Below are 16,344 nucleotides of genomic sequence, written 5' to 3'. Positions count from 1 at the left end.
CTGCCAGCGCGGGCGCCACGACGGCCAGCGCACACGTCAGCGCGGCGGTGGCGGAGACCAGCCACACGGTCGCGGTCGCACCCGCGTCGAGCCGCAACCCGATCCGGGACAGCGCGCCGCTGTTCGCGAGCAGCCGGGTCAGCGGCCCGGCGAGCAGCGGGGCGAGGAGGGCGGCGGGCAGCGCGAGCAGCAGCGCCTCGATCGCGGCGAACCCGGTGATGCGGCCGCGCGATCCGCCGCGGGCGCGCAACAGCCGGGTCTCCCCGTCGCGTTCACTGCTCAGCAGCCGGGCCACCAGCAGCAGCGCGTAACCGGCGAGCAGCACCAGCTGGACGGCCACGATCATCAGTGTGGAGCGGGAGACCAGCAGCGCCCGGTCGATCTGCTCCAGTACCTGGGGGAGCGAGGTCCGCACGGTGGCCCCGCTGCTGAACCCGGGGGTGGCCCGCAGCTTCTTCGGAGCAGCCGTGGCGGCGTCGTGCAGGGTGTCCATCCGCCCCGTGGTGACCGAGCGGAAATCGGCGGCGGCCAGCCAGGACACCGTGCCGGAACTCACCCGTCCCGAACCGAGCACCGAAGGGTCGGCGAGCAGCGGACCGTATGTCGTGAAGGCGACCGTGCGGATGCCGCGACCGCCGAGCTCGTCCAACTGCCAGTAGGGGTCGGTCCCGTCGGAGGCTTCGTACACGCCCGTGATCAGGACGCGCACCGGCTTGTCGTCCAGCCGGTCGGTGAGGGTGATCCGTGAGCCCGGTCTCAGCTTCAGGGCCCCGGCGGCGGTGTGCGGCAGGGCGACCTGGACGGGATCGCCGGCCCTTTTGGTCCCGGCCGCCGGCATACGGCCCGCGGTCAGCCGGACACGGCTGCGGTCGAGCGAGGCGAAGTGGGTGAGGTCGGGGTCGCCGCCCCGGCCGCCCGGAGCCCGCAGACTGTCCGGCAGCGCGTACGAACCCGACGTCTCCAGCGTCCGGACGGTCACGGGAAGGCCGTCGAAGGTGTCGTGGGCGCTCTTGCGGACGGCCGCGTCGGCCGCGTCCCGCTGAGCGGACGCCACCTGCGCGGACACGACGAGCGAGGCGGCGGACGCCGACCGATGGGTGAGGGCGTGGCGCAGCGCGGCATCGCCGACGGAACCGGAGAACGCGGTGAGCGCGGCGAGTACCGAGGTGGTCAGCAGGATGGCGAGGACAGCGGCGGCGAGCAGGAGCCGATAGGCCCTCACCCGCAGAAAGACGAACCCCGTCACACGTGCCCCCCTGAACCCTCACAACACACACGCCCCCCGGCGTTCCATGGATGTTGTCAGGACATGCACGCTGTTGGAAACCGCTTGTGCGTGCACCTTGATGGGATCGTGACCGTTAATCGGCGACGGGGGAACGCATTTCGCACCCGGCGCGGGGAACAGCGGGCGTTCTCAGCCGTCGGTGTTCACCATCGAGGCGGCCGCGTAGGTGAGGTAGTCCCACAGCCGCCGCTCGTGCTCCGGCGCCAGTCCGAGCTCGTCGAGGGCGACCCGCATGTGGCTCAGCCACGCGTCGTGCGCCGCCCGGTCCACCTGGAACGGAACGTGCCGCATCCGCAGCCGCGGATGTCCGCGCCGCTCACTGTAGGTACGGGGACCGCCCCAGTACTGCATCAGGAACAGCCGGAACCGCTCCTCGGCGGGTCCCAGGTCCTCCTCCGGGTACATCGGCCGGAGCAGCGGGTCCTCGGCGACCCCCTGGTAGAAGCGGTGCACCAGGCGTCGGAAGGTCTCCTCGCCGCCGACCTGCTCGTAGAAGGTCTGCTCCTGCAGCGTGTCGCGCGGAATCTCAGTCACCCGTCCATCGTCGCAGACGCACCGGCCGAGGACCTGGGTCCTAGGTCCCGGTCCTCCCGCCGGGCCGCCGACCACCGCACGGCGTCCGCAACGGGACGGCCCGGACCCGGCCCGGTTCCTGGCCCCGGGGCCCCCGGCGCAGGAAGGTGGAGGTATGGACGACGCGTACCCGGATCGGTTCGCCGCGGCCGCTGCCGAGGAGCGATGGGCCATGGTGCGCGGGATCGTGGCCGGTGGGGCGCTGGGCGACCCGCGATGGCTGGCCGCGTTCGAGGAGGTGCCGCGGCATCTGTTCGTGCCGTACTACTTCGTGGCCGGTGGATTCGACCGCCTGTGGTGCGAGGACCCCGACCCGGTCAGGCGGGCCCAGTGGCTGCACGGGGCGTATGCGGACGGGGCGCTGGCCACCCGGATCAGGGACGGTGAGCTGATCTCGTCGAGCAGCCAGCCGTCGCTGATGGCCCGGATGCTCGAAGAGCTGGACGTACGGGAGGGGCAGCGGGTCCTGGAGATCGGCGCGGGCAGCGGCTACAACGCGGCGCTGCTCGCCCACCGGCTCGGTGACGACGCCGTGACCACCGTCGACCTCGACCCGGAGATCACCGAGTCGGCCCGCCGGCATCTGGCGGCGGCCGGATACCGCCCGGTGGTGATCACCGGGGACGGGGCGCGGGGCTGGCCCCCGCGCGGCCCGTACGACCGGATCATCGCGACCTGCACCCTGCCGTGCGTACCGAAGGCCTGGCTGGACCAGTGCACGCCCGGCGCACGGATACTGGCGCCGTTCGCCACCGGACTGATCGCGCTGCAGGTACGCGAAGGGGTGCACGGGAAGTACGCCGAGGGCCGGTTCCTGCACACGCCCGCGTACTTCGTACCGCTGCGCGGCACACCGCCGCGGCCCGTGCGGCGTCCGCACACCGGCGCGCTGCCGAGGCGCGTCAGCGAGAACGAACTCTTCCAGTTCCTGCTGACGCTGACCGAGGCCACCCTCGACCCGCGCGAGGCCCTCTCCCTCTGGCAGCGCGAACGGCGCCCCGAGCGGGAGAGGTTCGGCATCACGGTCCGGGACGGGCGGCAGTGGGCCTGGCTGGACGACCCCGAAGGGCCGTACGCCTGGCCACTGCCCAGCGGGTAGCGCGGGTCAGTCCCGGCGGATCGTGATCGTCGTCCACGCCCCGACGTGCACCTGGTCGCCGTCCTGGAGCGGGACGGGGACATAGGGCTGGATCGGGTCCTCGGCGCCGTTGAGCGTGGTGCCGTTGGTGGAGTTCTGGTCGACCACGGCCCAGCTGCCGTCGGGCTGCTGCACCAGCACCGCGTGCTGGTGCGAGACGCCCGGGTCCTCCGGCGGAACGGACAGATCGATGTCGGGGGACTCGCCGGTGCTGTGCCTGCGGCGACCGATGGTGATCTGGTTGCCGGTCAGCGAAAGCTGCTGTTCCGGGGAGTACGCGGGCAGGTTGAGCCCGGTCGCCTCGGGACCGCTGCGCTGCATCATCGCCAGGAAGTACTCACGGTCCGGGGCGATGACCGCGGTCCAGGTCGCGGGCGGCTGGTTCTGGTTCTGACCCGGGAACGGCGGCTGCTGCTGCGCCGGGGCCGGCGGCTGCGGTGCCTGCTTCAGGGACGGCGGCGACAGCATCCAGTCGTCGTCATCGCCGGACTGCGGCCCCTGCGGCGGGGCCGGTGGCTGGGGGGCCTGCGGGACGGATGGACCGGGCCGCTCGAATGCGGGCGGCGCCGACTGCTGCTGGAACGGCGGCGGGGCCTGCTGCTGGAACGGCGGGGGCGGCGGGGCCTGCTGCTGGAAGGACGGCGGAGGCGGCGGCCCCTGCTGCTGGAACGGATGCGGCGGCTGCGGTGACTGCGGGCCCGGTGCCGGGGGCGGCCCGGGCCGGCTTCCCTGGTCGGGGGAGAGCGGTTCGGCCGGGCGGTTCACCTGCGAGGGCCGCGAGCCCTGGTACTCAAACGGATCACGCTGCTGCTGAGGGCCCGGCGGCTGCTGTGCCTGGAAGCCGGGCGGCAGGTTGAGACCGGCCGGAGGGCCGGGAAGGCTGTGGGACGGCGCCAGCGGCGTGTACGACGTCGCGGTGTTCGTGAGGAAGTTCCAGCGGCACTCCTCGCAGAACGGCGCCATGGGCTCACGCGGCGTGCGGCACTGCGGGCAGAGCTCGGCCTGCTGGGTCGCATCGGGGCCCTGCGGGCGGCCGTAACCGGGAGCGGGCGGCGGGGGAGGCGGCGGAGGGACCGCACCCGCAGGCGCGCCCGCCCCGGCCATGCGATGGCCGCAGACCTCGCACCAGTCATCGGAACCCGACTGGTGTCCGTTCGGGCATGTCGGCATGTCGGCGCTTCCCCCTCTCCTCGTCCGGCCCTGGGGCCGTCATTTTTTCCTTGCTCTTCGCCACCCGGCGGATCGCTCCGGCCGGGCGGCTCGGCTGTGCGGCTGTGTGGTTATTTCTTGACGCGAACGGTCTTGGTCGAGCGTGTTTCGAGTGTCATCGAGTCGGCTTCCGCGACCTTCGCCTTCAGTCGCACAGTACCGGTCGCGGCATCGACGACGTCCACCACCTTCGAAAGCAATTTCGCAGTGTCCTCGTTCCCGGACGCCGATGCCAGCTGCACCGCGCGGCCCAGTTTCGCCGTCGCGCCGTCGAAGTCTCCCGACTTGCGGGCATCGAGCCCCTGCTGGATGACTTGTGCCAGTTCCGCCTGGCCCGTGTAGTGCGCGACCTGCGGGTTGATCGAGGTGGACGCCACCATGTCTTCCGTCCACACCGCCCGTACCAGGCCCTGCGAAAGGGTCTGCGGGGCCCCGCCCGACGGGTCGGGGAGGATCAGCGAGACCCTGGACGCCAGCATCTCCTGCCCGATGCCGGCCTGCGGCACCTGCACGCACACGTGGTAGTCGCGGGACTCGTCCCCCCAGGAACCCGTGGGATAGTCCCCGGCGCGAGGGCCCGCCCCGGTGCGGCGGTCGGTCAGATCGACGACCGTCGGTGCGACCTGTTTCACAAACTTGATCTCGACCCCGACGGGCGTCCAGAGCCGCAGCGCGACATCCGCGACCTCCTTGCCCATCGCGTTCTCCATCATCTGCGTGAAGTCCGCGGCCAGCCCCGCCGGGTCGGCGACGATGTCGGCCGTGCCGAGCAGCGCGGAGGCTATGGCTGTGACCTCTTTCACCTCCCAGTCGGTGCCGACACCACGGGCGTCACAGGTGAAGCGGCCCGCGCAGGATTCGAGCGCGGCCCGCAGATCCTCCGGTGCCTCGTGCTCGTTGCGGCCGTCGGTGAGGAGGATGCCGTGTCGGATCTCCACATCGGCGGCGCCGAGCAGCCGGTCCGTCAGCCGCAGCCAGGTGCCGATCGCCGTACCGCCACCGGCGCTGAGCGCACGCAGGGCCTCCTTCGCCCGGGCCCTGGTCCGCGCATCGGCGACGGCGAGCCCTCCGTTGCCCGGGTAGACCTCCTTGGCGACGTGTGTACCGCCGACCACGGCGAACGAGGTGCCGTCGCGAAGGGTGTCGATGGCCGCGGCCGTCGCATCGCGGGCGTTGCGCATCTTCGTCGGCGGATAGTCCATCGAACCGGAGCAGTCGACCATGATCACCACGGCGGCTTTCGACGCCTGTCCCGGTACGTGCGTGGGCGTCGCGGCCGCACCGGACAGCGGGACGCCGCCGGTGGTACCGCCTCCGGTCGAGGTGACCGTGACGATCGCGTTGACCTCGCGACCGCCCTCCGGCAGATATTCGTTCTGGTACACCTCGACGGAGAACTGCGGCACGTTCGACTTGGAGAAGTTGGCCATCTGATCGGCTCCTTGAGGCTCCAGGTGTCAGATGAAGACAGCTGTGAGGGCAGAAATGCGGGCGAACGCGGGTGAACGCGGGTGAACGCGGGCGAGGGTGTCAGGGGTGGGGTGGGTGGACAGAAACGGAATCAAGCGTTACGGAACGGGACTCATGTGGTGCCGCAGGCCGATCCTGCCCCCTGAGGCGGTACCGCGAACGGCAGCAGAGCCACTGTTACGTTGTCGTGGCCCCCACCGTCGAGCGCATGACCCACCAGCACCTGGGCACCGTGCAACGGCCGCAGTTGCGCATCGGCCGGCACCGCCGCGGCCATCTCGGCCGCCGATTCCGCGTAGTTCCACAGGCCGTCCGTGCACACCACCACGAGACCGGACCGGTCCGGTTTGAAGGAAGCGGTGTGCGGCTCCAGTTCGTACGCGTCGGCGCCGAGCCAGCCCGTGATGGCGTGGGCGCGCTCGTCCGCGTACGCCTCGGCCTCGTTCATCAGGCCCGCCGCCACCATCTGCGCGGCCCAGGAGTCGTCCTCGGTCAGCCGGGCGGGCGGGTTGGTGCGGTCGTCCGGCACCCAGTAGACGCGGCTGTCGCCGACCCAGCCGACGACCAGCAGACCGCCCGCCATCACCGCGCCGACCAGGGTGCACGCCGGGGCGTTCCGGTGGCGGTGCGGATCGTGCTCCATGGACTGGCCGGGCTCCTCGGCCAAGGAGTTGACCGACTCCGAGGCCGCGACGATCGCCTCGTGCATCGCCTGTTGCGGATGGGTGCCGCGCGGCAGCGACTCCAGAAGCGCTTCGTTGGCGGCGCTCGCGGCGGCCGCCGACGCCTCGTCGGGGCGGCTCGCCGACGAGACGCCGTCACAGACGATCGCGACGACGGCCGGTGAACCGTCGGGCAGGGCGGTGGTCGACACCGCGAACGAGTCCTCGTTGCGGTGGTGGCGCAGGCCCCGGTCGCTGACGGCGGCCACCGAACCGAGTTCCTGCTCCATGTGGTCGCGCTCGCGCGGCTGGGCGTGACCGCAGTTCTCGCAATAGCCGTCGTCGTCGACCCGACCGGCGCGACAGGCCACACACAGTTTGGTGCCGGCCGGTGGCGTGGACAGCAGCTCCGCGGCAGAGGTACGGGGGTCGGGTGCGGACGCAGACACCTCGGCGGACGGCGTGGATGCGGGCGCGACCCCGGGCGCGGCCAGCTCGAAGTCGCCCGATCCGCCCGGCTCGTCGAACCGGACCGCTGCCGGGCGGGCCGCCGGAGTGCGGGGGGCGGCCGCCGCGCCGTTCTCCGCCGGCACGGCCATGGCGATCGTCGGGTGGTCCTGCGGCGGTTCGGGCACGGCCGACAGGTCGTACCCGCACGCACCACAGAACAGGTCCCCCGGCTCCAGCGGCTCCTCGCAGCCGGGGCACTTCGACAAGGCCGTCTCCTGGGGCTTCTGCGACATTTTCACACCCACGTCCGGGGGCGGAAACGGTTGGCCCGCTCCACCAGTTCGATCCTCTCGTCGCCGGGCTCTGCAAGCCGGGCGAGTATCCGGTACGAATGCTCCAGCCCGAACCGCAGGCCGCGTTCGTCCAACTCACTGCCGAGCAGCGTTCTCGGCCCGGGCGACCCGGCAGACGCGTGCGGCTGCGGGGCCGAGGGCAGAGCCTTTGGACTACCGGAGAGTACCCAGTCGAGCGCCGTCCCCAGCACCTCTGTCGACAACTGCTCGCGGCGCACCGCGTCCAGACCGAAACCGGCCAGCCCCGAGACCTGGTCGGCGGCGGCCGTCAGATCGGCGATCAGCGGCTCGTCCGGGGACCGTTCACGCAGCCGCGCCCGCACCGCGGCGACCCTGGCCGCCGTGTAGTGGATCGACGCCTCCGGCACGGACTCCAGCGTCGTCACGGCGCCGACCCGGTCCCCGGCGGCGATCTGCACCCGGGCCAGGCCGAATGCGGCGCTGACGAAGCTCGGGTCGGTCGTCCACACCAGGCGGTAGTACTCGGCGGCGTTGTCCAGCTGGCCCAGGACCTCCGCGCAGATCCCCAGCGCCAGCTTGGGCGCCGGCTCGCCGGGGAACGCGTCGTACACCGCGTCGAAGGAGAGCGCCGCGTTCTCGTTGTCACCGGTCACCAGCGAGGTGACACCGCGGTACCAGACGACCCGCCAGTCGTCCGCGTACTGGCCCTCCAGCGCCGTCAGGGTCTGCCCCGCAGACCCGAGTTCGTGCATCTCCAGACGGGCACGCAGCTCACGCAGCCGGGTCTCCAGCGAGGCCGCGGGTACGGCGTTCAATGCGGCAATCAGTTCGGCGGGGGCGGTGGCCATCAGTCCGGCGAGGAAGCCCGCGTTGGGGTCGCTCGCGTCGACCCGGGGCACGGGCAGTGCGAGCGAGGTGGCCCGTGCGTCGAGCCCGGCCAGCCGGGGGCCGTTCGGGACGTACGGCCCCGGCTGCGTACCGGGATCGGCGGCCGGGACACGGGGGGCCGGAATCGCTGCCCGGGTCTGCGCGTACGAGACGGCCGCACCGCTCCGGCCCGCCCCGTTGCCCGCCTGTACGTGGGTGGGCGGCGCGGTCAGCGGACCGGCACCCGCCGCGGCGTACCCGGGTACGGGCGGAGCACCCGCGGGCAGTGCGCCCGCCCCCGTGGGCGGCACGGCGGCTGTGCCCGGGGCCGCACCGGCCACCGACCCGTTCCGCCGCCGCCCGAAGCGTCCTGAGGGCGCCGGAGCGGCAGCCCGTGCCCCCAGCCGCGACACATCGTCCGTCAGCTCGGCGAACAACTGCGTGTCCGTGACCCGTACTTCCGTACCGAACAGCGTCGACAGCGCAGGCCGCGGCCGCCCCGTCTGCAGCGACACCACCTCGCGCAGCACACCCGTCAGCTGCTCCGCCATCTCCGCCGCAGAGGCGAACCGCCGCGCCGGATCCGGGTCGGTGGCCCGCACCAGCAGCCGGTAGAACGACTCATAGGTCCGGAACACCTCGATGTTGTCCGGATCCGGCAGCGAGTCCACGAAGACGTTGGTGTAGCCCTGGAAGTCGAAGGTGAGCACCGCGAGCGTCCGCGCGACCGTGTACAGATCGGAGGCGACCGAAGGGCCGACCTCCGCGACCTCCGGCGCCTGATACCCCACCGTGCCGTAGATGGCCGACTCGTCGTCGTCCATTCTGCGGACCGCGCCCATGTCGATCAGCTTCAGCTGGTCCTCGGTCTGGATCGCGTTGTCGACCTTGAAGTCGCAGTACAGCAGGTTGCGGCTGTGCAGATGGCCGAGCGCCTCCAGCGCCTCGATGCCGTACGCGCACGCCTGCTCGACCGGCAGCGGATCGCGCTTCCCGGCCGGGGTACGGCGCTCGTTCGCGATCTCCTTGAGCGCCTTGCCGCCGACGTACTCCATCACGATGTAGCCGTCGAGCGAACCGGTGCGCTGGTCGAGATGCTCGACGAAGTTGTAGATCCGGACGATGTTGGAGTGCTCGATCTCGGCGAGGAAGCGGCGCTCCGAGATGGCGGCCGCCATGGCGTCCTGGTCACCCGTGTCGAGCAGGCCCTTGAGGACCACCCAGCGGTCGGACACCGCACGGTCGACCGCGAGATAGACCCAGCCGAGCCCGCCGTGCGCCAGACAGCCCACGACCTCGTACTGGCCGTGCACGATGTCGCCCTCGTGGAGCTTGGGCACGAAGGAGTACGGATGGCCGCACTTGGTGCAGAACCCCTCCGTGCGGCCCGCCCGTTCGCCTCGCGCCCGGCCCACCGGGGCCCCGCAGTCCGAACGCGAACAGAAGCGCTTGCGCTCCGGCACCTCCGGGTTCGCCATCACCGCGGAGCGCGGGTCGGGACGCGGCACGTCCGGCACCTGCACCAGGCCCGCGCCCAGCCTCCCCCGGCCGGACGACGCGCCCGTGGACGAACCGGAGGAACGGACCGACACCGAACGGGACGTGGTACCACCGGACAGCGAGCGCGAGAGCCGCCCCGAAACGGAACGCCGCGAGGTCGACGAGCGGGAGGAGGAACGCGAGGACGCCCGGGACGAGGCCCGCGAACTGCTGTTGCTGCCCCGACTGCCCCTGCTGCTCGCGCCACCGCCGCCCGCGATCCCGGTGGGCGGCGAACTCACCATGCCCGTCGGCGACACGACCGGAGCCAGACCGCAGGTGTCGCAGTACAGCTCACCGCCGCCCATGTCCTCGTAATTGCCCTCGCACGCGGGGCGCTGGCACTGCGTACTCATGGTCCGTCCCCCTGTTCGCCCCGCCGCCGCGGCGGCCCCTCCACCTTGCACATGCCTGTACTCATCGCCGGTCCTCCGGTCCCGAGGTCCGGCGCTGGGAAAGCATTTCGGCCGCCGCTTCCTGATAGCGCAGCACCGCCTGCGCGGCGACCCGCAGATCGCACGGTGCGCTCCACAGCATCCGGCGCGCCGCGTCGTACCGCTCGATCAGCAGCGGGTCCTCGGCCATCCCGTGCCGGGCGACCTTCGCCTTGTACGCGTCGAGCCTGCCGCGCAGCTCCGCCCGTACGGCCAGCGGGGCCGTGACCGCGGTCAGCGACTCCCGGGCCCGCAGCAATTCCTCCTCGGCCTCCCGCTCCAGCGTCTCCAGGAGCGGGGAGAGCCGGTGCCACTGGGCGTGCCTGCGGTACTCCGAAGCGGCGGCCAGCCGCTCCTGGAGCGCGGTCGCCGGGCCGCTGACCGCGGGCACCTCGGAGGCGGCGATCTTCGCCAGCACTTCGCCGCGGGCAGACCGGGCCTCGGTCAGGGTGCGGTCCGCGCGGGAGAGGACATCACGCAGGTGGACCAGACGCTGCTCGGCGTCCTGCCGGACCGCGAGCACCGCCTCGATCTCGCGGCGTACGTCGTCCAGAGCACGGGCCGCCCGGTCGTAGCGCGTGGTGTCGGGGCGTCCGCCGCCGGGCGCCGAACTTCCGGGGCCCGACAGCCAGAACGCGAGCGGGTCGGAGATCACCTGGACCCGCAGCGTGGTCAGTTCATGGGTGATCGCCTCCAGGTCGTCGCCCGCCGGGTGCTCTCCGGGCCGGACGCCGACGGAGTGCGCCAGCGAGCGGGTGCGGTGCAGCTCGGCGGCGAGGAGATCTATCCGGGCGGGCAGTGCGGACCACACGGAGTCGGAGGCGACGACCATGTCCAGCGAGCGGGCGTACAGGTCGTTCATCCGGGCGACCAACTCCTCCAGCGTGAAACGCTCGGAGAGCTTGGCCGGGCCCGTGATCGACGGATCGGGGCTGCCGGCCGCATGTGCCACGGTGACACCCTGGCCACGCAGCAGCTCGGTGAGGGCCACCAGGTCGTCCCGGTTGGGGTGGCGCCGACGGGCCCGCACCGCGCGGGCCTCGGCCAGCGCCCCCGTGTAGGCGTCGAAATATCCCCACAGCAGTGTGATCGACTGCTCGGTGGAGGCCCAGCGTTCCTTGGTGACACCGGTCAGATCGGCGCCCTCCAGGAGCCGGCGGCCCGCATGGTCCTGCAGGGCGAGGAGCGAGGTCTCGATCGCCTCGTGCTCCGCGCCGAGCCGGGCCAGCGCACGGTCCGCCTCGTCCCGGTCCATGACCGGGCCGGGGGGCCTCCCCGTGTAGCCGGGGAAGGGGCCCGCGACGCCCATCGATCACCTCTCCGCTCTTCCTGCCGGGACGGGCCCGGCGGGATCAGTGCCACTGTTTCGCCGGTCCGGTCCGTTGCCGTCGGGCACACCTGACCGGCCCGGCGCTAGTTGCTCCGGTACTTGGGGGCCGGCGGCGCCGATATCCCCGGCAGACCGGCCTCCAGCCACTTCCGGTACGACACCATCCAGGGGCTGTCCGCACCACCTCTGCGGTAGTCGACCAGCACCTGGTTGACCCGGGCCACCAGATCGTTCGCACCGCGCTTCGTCGCCACGCCGTAGTACTCGGTGGTGAACGGCTTGTCGCCCTTGAGCTCGACCGCCGGGTCCTGGGCGGCCTGGCCGGCTGCCAGCGCGTTGTCCGTGACCACCGCGTCGACCTCGCCCAGTTGCAGCCGCACCAGGCAGTCCAGCTGGTTGGGGACGGTGAGCCGGTCCTCGTCCGCCTCGGTGCCGTCGCGCTCGTCCTTGAAGACCGAGCCGAACGACTGCTTCTCCAGCGCCTCGTACGCGGTGGAACCTTCGGCGGTGCAGATCCGCTTGCCCGCCAGGGACTTGTCGAACCCGGTGATCGGTGAGTCCTTCGGCGCGAGGACCTGCTGCCCGGCCTGGAAGTAGGCCGTGGAGAACGAGACCTGGTCCAGCCGGCTGCAGTTGATCGTCATCGTCCGCACGACGACATCGACCTTGTCGTTCTCCAGGGCGGCGATCCGCTGGTTGGTGGGGATGGCCCGGAAGATCACCGCGTCGGGATCGCCCAGGATGTCCTTGGCGAGGGCCCGCACCAGATCGATGTCGAAGCCTTCGAGCCTGCCTGTCTCCGGATTGCGGTATCCCCAGCGGAAGCTGTTCTGGTCGACGCCCGCGATCAGCTTTCCGCGCGCTTTGATCTTCGCGATGTTCGTGCCGTCGGCGCTCGACGGCGGCAGGCTGGCCTCCGGGTCCGTGCAGTCGTCGGCCCGGGCCTGCACCACCTGCGCCGTACCCGGCCCCGAAGCGTCCCCGCCGAAGGCGTCGGCGGCGCCGTGGGAGAGCGGCAGCAGGGTGAGCGAGGCCGTCACCGCGCAGGCCACGGCCATGCCCGTCACCCCGCCCCAGCCGCGCAGCCTGCCGCGGGTGAACCCAGTGCGCTTCCTGGTCATCGCTCCCCCTCTCACCGGTACTCCGAGAGCCTGCGGTTGACCCCGACGATCGCGGCGAGGGCACCCAGCGCGGCGAGCGCGGCGGCCCCGATCGGCAGCCCGCCCAGCGCCCCGCGTCCGTTCTTCGCGGCCCGGGTGAACTCGCCCTGCTCATGGGCGAGCGCCTGCTTCAGCGCCTCGTCCACCCGGTTGAAGGACTCACCCGTCGAGTTCCTCGGCCCGATGATCTGCTTCAGCGCGCCCTCGTAGTCGCCGTTGTCGTCGGTCGTGCGGGCGGTCCGGTGGCGGCCCTGCCACTCGGAGACACCGTTGATGGCGTTCGCCACCGGCCCGCTCCCCTGGGAGTCGTCGGCGAGCTTCCTGGCTTTCCCCAGCTCTTCACCGAGGGCCTTCATGCCCGTGTTGTAGTCGGTCTCGTACTGGTCGTTCCTGCCGTCCGGGGTGAGTACCGCGCCGCGGGCGACAAGAGTGAGGTTCTCATTGGCGCGCGCCTTCAACGAGTCGATCCGCGCATGATTGAGGACATCGAGGGACTGCTGCCCGTGCACATCGGCGTCCAGCAGTTCGGACCGCGCCACCGTGTGCCCCACGGCCAGCCACAGCAGCACCACGGTGGACGCGGCGGTTGCGACGAGCAGCCCGTGGTTGAAGACCCGGTTCGTCCTGCGGTAGTTGCGCCGCTGCGCCCAGAACAGTGCGGCCAGCGCCACGACACCGAGCCCGAGGGAGAGGAACGGCCAGGCCCTGGCCGAGTCGTTGTCCCGGTCGAGGCGCCCGGTCTCCGCCGTGTACAGCCGCTCGGCGGCCGGCAGCAGTACGTCGGTCATCTTCTGGTTCGCGTACCGGAGATAGGCGCCGCCCAGCGGCAGGCCCTGCCGGTTGTTGGCACGGGCCCGCTCGATCAGACCCGCGTAGCGGGGGAGCTCCTCGTTGAGCGTGGTGATCTCGTGCCCGGAGCTCGTCGACGCGTCCGTGTTGGCCGCGGCCTTCACCAGCAGCCGGGATGCCTCCTTGATGTCCTTGTCGTACCGGTCGTGGACATCGCGCGGCTCCTGCGCCCCGGCCAGGAAGCCGCTCGCCGCCGCGGTGTCGGCATCGGCCAGCGAGCGGTAGATGTCCGCCGCGTCGGCGCTCAGCGGCTGGCTGCGGCTCACCACGTCGTCGGCCGCGGCCGCCCGGTCGGCGATCTCGAACGCCGTCACGGCCCCGAACGCCACGACGAGCAGGGCCAGTACGGCCCCGATGATCTGGAGCCTGCCCGGTTCGGTCGTCGCCGCGGCCCGCAGCCGGTCCGCGGTCGCGGACCAGGCACCGTGCTGCGGCGGAGCGGGTACGGTCGCGGGCACGGGCGGCTGAGCCCGCGCGTGTTCCGGCGCCGTGCGTACATTCGGCGGGTATGTCACTCGACCTCCCCCTCGGTCACTGGCGGTGGCCCGGCCCCCCGGCCGATCGGAGGACTGGTACCCGGCCAGAAGTATGGCCGCAGGGACCGACATCCACACCAGGAACGCCCGGATCCTGCACCGGTCCACGGATGGTAGTCACACGCATTCGATCAAGGCCTGAGCCGCCGATCAAGCCGATCGGCGGACCAATCCCCGAAGCGGACCGATCTCCCCACTCATGAACACGTCCGGGACAACTGAACGGTTCCCGTGCGCAAGGGGCGTCCTGTGACGCGAAACGCCGCAGGACGCCCCTTGCGCCGGAAGACCGTCTCAGCCGTACTGCGCACGCAGCCTCTCGTGCACCCCGGCAGCCGCCCCCGTGTGATCCAGGCCGAGCAGCGCGGCCCCCAGGACCGGCGGCTCCGTCACCACCCGCACCACTGCCTTGGGGGCACGTACCGCGAGGAGCTCGGCGATCCTGTCGTCCAGCTGTGGGTGACGGGCCGCCAGCACCCCGCCGCCCAGCACCACCGGAGCCTCCTCGTCCAGCAGGCCGAGCCGGGTCAGCGCGACCGACGCCATCGCGACGACCTCCTCCGCCAGCCGGTCCACCAGTGCACCCGCCACCGGGTCCCCGGCCGCCGCGGTCGCGAAGAGCACCGGAGTCAGCTCGTGCCTGCGCTCGAACTCGACCCGGCCCAGATGCAGCGCCTCGATCAGCGCGTACATCGAGTCGAGCCCGAAGTGTCCGGGCAGCGCACGGGCCAGCTCGGTCGGCTCACCGCGGCCGTCCTCCGCCCGCGAGGCGAACCACATCGCCTCCTCGGCCAGCCCCGAACCGCCGCCCCAGTCACCGGATATCCGGCCTATGGCGGGGAAGCGCGCGGTCCGCCCGTCCGGCACCATGCCGACACAGTTGATCCCCGCACCGCAGACGACGGCCACACCCCGCGGCTCGTCCACCCCCGCGCGCAGAATCGCGAAGGTGTCGTTGCGTACCTCGACCGTGACCCCCCAGCCACGGGCACGCAGCGCAGCCGCCAGCTGCTCCTCCTCCACCGGAAGATCGGCGTTGGCGAGACAGGCCGACACATGCGCGACGGAGTCCACCGGTTCGCCGGACAGCTCCAGCGCCCGGCCGACTGCCGCGCCGAGAACGTCCACGGCCGCCTCGATCCCCACGACCGGCGGCTGGAAGCCACCGCCGCGGGCTGCCGACAGCACCGTTCCGTCCTCACCGATCAGTGCCACATCGGTCTTGCTGTTCCCCGCATCGATCGCGAGGACCGAAGCGTTCACGTCCACGCCAGGTGCTCCCGGTTGTGCGCGATCAGCTTGTCGGTGAGCGCCTCGGCGTACTCGAACTGGCCGATCAACGGGTGGGCGAGCAGTGCCTTGAACACCCGGTCCCTTCCTCCACGAAGCGCCGCCTCCAGGGCGAGGTCCTCGTACGCCGTCACGTTGGCGATCAGGCCGGCGTACAGCGGGTCCAGCTCCGGAACGGCGAGCGGCGTGGCACCCGTGCCGTCGACCCGGGCCTGCACCTCGATCACCGCGTCGTCCGGCAGGAACGGCAGCGTCCCCCTGTTGTACGTGTTGACCACCTGCACCGGGGTGCCGCCCGAGCCGAGCAGTGAGGACGCCAGGTCCACGGCCGCCTCCGAGTAGAAGGCGCCGCCGCGCTTGGCGAGCAGCGCGGGCTTCTCGTCCAGCGCCGGGTCGCCGTACATGGCGAGGAGTTCCCTCTCCATCGCGGCGACCTCGGCCGCCCGGGACGGCTTGGTGCCGAGCTCCCGTACGACCTCGTCGTGCGCGTAGAAGTACCGCAGGTAGTAGGAGGGGACGACGCCGAGCCGGTCGACGATCGCCCGGGGCATGCGCAGATCGTCCGCGATCGTGTCGCCGTGTTCGGCGAGCAGTTTCGGCAGGACGTTCTCGCCGTCCGGGCCGCCGAGGCGGACCCCGAGCTCCCACGTCAGGTGGTTGAGCCCGACATGGTCGAGGTGCACCTCGCCGGGCGTGACGTCGAGGAGCCTGGCGAACTTGCGCTGGAAGCCGATCGCCACGTTGCACAGGCCGACGGCCTTGTGCCCGGCCTGGAGCAGCGCCCGGGTCACGATGCCGACCGGGTTGGTGAAGTCGATGATCCAGGCGTTCGGGTTGGTACGGCGGACCCGCTCGGCGATGTCCAGGACGACGGGGACGGTGCGCAGCGCCTTGGCGAGGCCGCCGGCCCCGGTGGTCTCCTGGCCGATGCAGCCGCACTCCAGCGGCCAGGTCTCGTCCTGGTTGCGGGCGGCCTGGCCGCCCACGCGCAGCTGGAGCAGGACCGCGTCGGCGTCGGCGACGCCCGCGTCGAGGTCCGAGGTGGTGACGATCCTCCCCGGGTGGCCCTGCTTGGCGAAGATCCGCCGGGCGAGGCCGCCGACGAGTTCGAGACGGTCGGCCGCCGGGTCGACGAGCACGAGCTCCTCGATGGGCAGCGTGTCCCGCAGCCGGGAGAAGCCGTCGATCAGTTCAGGTGTGTAGGTGGACCCGCCACCAACTACTGCGAGCTTCAT

At 71.8% G+C, this 16,344-nt stretch carries 12 protein-coding genes; 1 reads left to right on the top strand and 11 read right to left on the bottom strand.

Translation table 11 applies throughout. The annotated features are described in order from the left end of the window. On the bottom strand, positions 1-1,246 hold a 1,246-nt coding region (locus GA0115254_RS29275), incomplete at its 3' end, for an FtsX-like permease family protein (protein WP_141720935.1). A 171-nt stretch (positions 1,247-1,417) separates the two neighbouring features. After that, complete coding sequence (locus GA0115254_RS29270; protein WP_093898281.1) at positions 1,418-1,822, bottom strand: globin; 405 nt, start codon at positions 1,820-1,822, stop codon at positions 1,418-1,420. A 154-nt stretch (positions 1,823-1,976) separates the two neighbouring features. On the opposite strand from GA0115254_RS29270, the gene GA0115254_RS29265 reads away from it, so the two are divergent. Next, on the top strand, positions 1,977-2,960 hold the full coding sequence (locus GA0115254_RS29265) for a methyltransferase domain-containing protein (protein ID WP_093898280.1): 984 nt from the start codon (positions 1,977-1,979) through the stop codon (positions 2,958-2,960). Between the two features lie 6 nt (positions 2,961-2,966). On the opposite strand, the gene GA0115254_RS29260 is transcribed toward GA0115254_RS29265, so the two are convergent. The 9 genes from GA0115254_RS29260 to GA0115254_RS29220 all read right to left on the bottom strand — a co-directional run bounded on the left by GA0115254_RS29260 (position 2,967) and on the right by GA0115254_RS29220 (position 16,344). Next, positions 2,967-4,169 carry an FHA domain-containing protein gene (locus tag GA0115254_RS29260; protein WP_093898279.1) on the bottom strand — a complete coding sequence of 401 codons (1,203 nt, stop codon included), beginning with the start codon at positions 4,167-4,169 and terminating at the stop codon, positions 2,967-2,969. Positions 4,170-4,279: 110 nt separating this feature from the next. Then, entirely contained in the window at positions 4,280-5,638 is a 1,359-nt protein-coding gene (locus tag GA0115254_RS29255) for a vWA domain-containing protein (protein ID WP_093898278.1), read from the bottom strand. 152 nt (positions 5,639-5,790) lie between these two features. Further along, a complete protein-coding gene (locus tag GA0115254_RS29250; RefSeq protein ID WP_093898295.1) occupies positions 5,791-7,089 on the bottom strand; it encodes a protein phosphatase 2C domain-containing protein in 1,299 nt (432 codons plus the stop codon). Then, positions 7,086-9,866, bottom strand: a complete 2,781-nt coding sequence (locus tag GA0115254_RS29245; RefSeq protein WP_093898277.1) for a serine/threonine-protein kinase — start codon at positions 9,864-9,866, stop codon at positions 7,086-7,088. Before GA0115254_RS29245 ends, GA0115254_RS29250 begins: the two co-directional genes overlap by 4 nt. Positions 9,867-9,927: 61 nt before the next feature. Beyond that, positions 9,928-11,253: a hypothetical protein gene (locus GA0115254_RS29240; RefSeq protein WP_093898276.1), complete on the bottom strand. Its 1,326-nt coding sequence runs from the start codon at positions 11,251-11,253 to the stop codon at positions 9,928-9,930. Positions 11,254-11,357: 104 nt separating this feature from the next. Further along, a complete protein-coding gene (locus GA0115254_RS29235) occupies positions 11,358-12,395 on the bottom strand; it encodes a glutamate ABC transporter substrate-binding protein (RefSeq protein WP_093898275.1) in 1,038 nt (345 codons plus the stop codon). Between the two features lie 11 nt (positions 12,396-12,406). Further along, positions 12,407-13,798 (bottom strand): hypothetical protein, encoded by a 1,392-nt coding sequence (locus GA0115254_RS29230; RefSeq protein WP_370740964.1) that lies wholly within the window; start codon positions 13,796-13,798, stop codon positions 12,407-12,409. A gap of 315 nt (positions 13,799-14,113) precedes the next feature. Then, positions 14,114-15,088, bottom strand: a complete 975-nt coding sequence (locus GA0115254_RS29225; RefSeq protein ID WP_093898273.1) for an N-acetylglucosamine kinase — start codon at positions 15,086-15,088, stop codon at positions 14,114-14,116. After that, positions 15,079-16,344 (bottom strand): 6-phospho-beta-glucosidase, encoded by a 1,266-nt coding sequence (locus GA0115254_RS29220; protein ID WP_093898272.1) that lies wholly within the window; start codon positions 16,342-16,344, stop codon positions 15,079-15,081. Before GA0115254_RS29220 ends, GA0115254_RS29225 begins: the two co-directional genes overlap by 10 nt.

Source organism: Streptomyces sp. Ncost-T10-10d (assembly GCF_900091955.1).
Lineage (GTDB): Bacteria > Actinomycetota > Actinomycetes > Streptomycetales > Streptomycetaceae > Streptomyces.
This window is presented reverse-complemented; position numbering and strand designations above follow the sequence as displayed.

Bases quoted from the DNA above. Each gene is read 5' to 3' on its own strand.
- GA0115254_RS29235 (WP_093898275.1), bottom strand. From the start codon at position 12,395: ATGACCAGGAAGCGCACTGGGTTCACCCGCGGCAGGCTGCGCGGCTGG.
- GA0115254_RS29245 (WP_093898277.1), bottom strand. From the start codon at position 9,866: ATGAGTACGCAGTGCCAGCGCCCCGCGTGCGAGGGCAATTACGAGGAC.
- GA0115254_RS29260 (WP_093898279.1), bottom strand. From the start codon at position 4,169: ATGCCGACATGCCCGAACGGACACCAGTCGGGTTCCGATGACTGGTGC.
- GA0115254_RS29240 (WP_093898276.1), bottom strand. From the start codon at position 11,253: ATGGGCGTCGCGGGCCCCTTCCCCGGCTACACGGGGAGGCCCCCCGGC.
- GA0115254_RS29220 (WP_093898272.1), bottom strand. From the start codon at position 16,344: ATGAAGCTCGCAGTAGTTGGTGGCGGGTCCACCTACACACCTGAACTG.
- GA0115254_RS29255 (WP_093898278.1), bottom strand. From the start codon at position 5,638: ATGGCCAACTTCTCCAAGTCGAACGTGCCGCAGTTCTCCGTCGAGGTG.
- GA0115254_RS29265 (WP_093898280.1), top strand. From the start codon at position 1,977: ATGGACGACGCGTACCCGGATCGGTTCGCCGCGGCCGCTGCCGAGGAG.